The following is a 1,050-nucleotide window of genomic DNA, read 5'->3' on the forward strand; positions in this document are numbered from 1 at the left end:
GCTAGAGCCTGTTTCGATGTGCTGACCAGCGGAGCTTCTGGCCGACATGGTCGGTGCGGCGTGTCCTGGATCAAATAGACGAGGTCTCCGGTAGACCGATCAACGACCAAGCTGATCAAGAACACCGGAGACCTCGTGCCCAGCCTAGCGGCGACGGGGCGAGCCGACCTGACCGACGCGCAGTGGGCGATCCTGGAACCACTGCTGCCCGTCGGCAAGAAGCCAGGCCGCCCACCTCTGTGGAGTAAACGTCAACTCCTGGACGGCATTCGCTGGCGGGTCCGTGTCGGTTCGCCGTGGCGTGACGTCCCACCCGTGTATGGCTGCTGGCAAACCGTCTATGGCTTGTTCCGACGCTGGCAGCGCGCCGGTGTGTGGGCGTTGATCCTGGCCGGGTTGCAGACCCGGGCCGATGCCGCCGGGCTGATCACCTGGGAGGTGAGCGTGGATTCCACGATCAACCGGGCGCACCAGCACGCAGCAGGCGCCCGCATCGAGGGTGACCTGCAGAAAGAACCGCCCGGCGGTATCGGCGAGCCCGAACCGGCCGACCACGCGCTGGGCCGGTCCCGGGGAGGCTTCACGACCAAGCTGCATTTGGCCACCGAGCAAGGCCAGAAACCACTGTCGTTGCTGGTGACCGCCGGTCAGCGTGGTGATTCCCCGCAGTTCGAGGCGGTGCTGGCCAAGGTCCGGGTCGCCCGGATTGGTGGTGGGCGAGCCCGGACCCGGCCGGATCGGGTCCTGGCGGACAAGGCTTACAGTTCCCGGGCCAACCGGGCTTATCTGCGGCGGCGGGGGATCGCGTGCACGATTCCCCAGCCCGCTGATCAGGTCCGGCATCGCCGCAACCGCGGCCGGGCCGGCGGGCGGCCACCGGCGTTCGACCCGGAGGTCTACAAGCAGCGTCATGCGGTCGAGTGCGGCATCAACCGGCTCAAACGCAACCGAGGCGTCGCCACACGGTTCGACAAACTCGCGGTTCGTTACGAGGCAACCGTGCACATCGCGGCGATCAACGAGTGGCTACGACATTGAAACAGGCTCTAG

At 66.9% G+C, this 1,050-nt stretch carries 1 protein-coding gene; it reads left to right on the plus strand.

Features of this window, described 5'->3' with window-relative positions:
• Window positions 1-135: 135 nt before the first annotated feature.
• Window positions 136-1,038 carry an IS5 family transposase gene (locus tag AB0M30_RS47700; RefSeq protein WP_364599343.1) on the plus strand — a complete coding sequence of 301 codons (903 nt, stop codon included), beginning with the start codon at window positions 136-138 and terminating at the stop codon, window positions 1,036-1,038.
• Window positions 1,039-1,050: the final 12 nt, after the last annotated feature.

It is taken from the genome of Amycolatopsis sp. NPDC051716, from assembly GCF_040681595.1.
Classification (GTDB): domain Bacteria; phylum Actinomycetota; class Actinomycetes; order Mycobacteriales; family Pseudonocardiaceae; genus Amycolatopsis.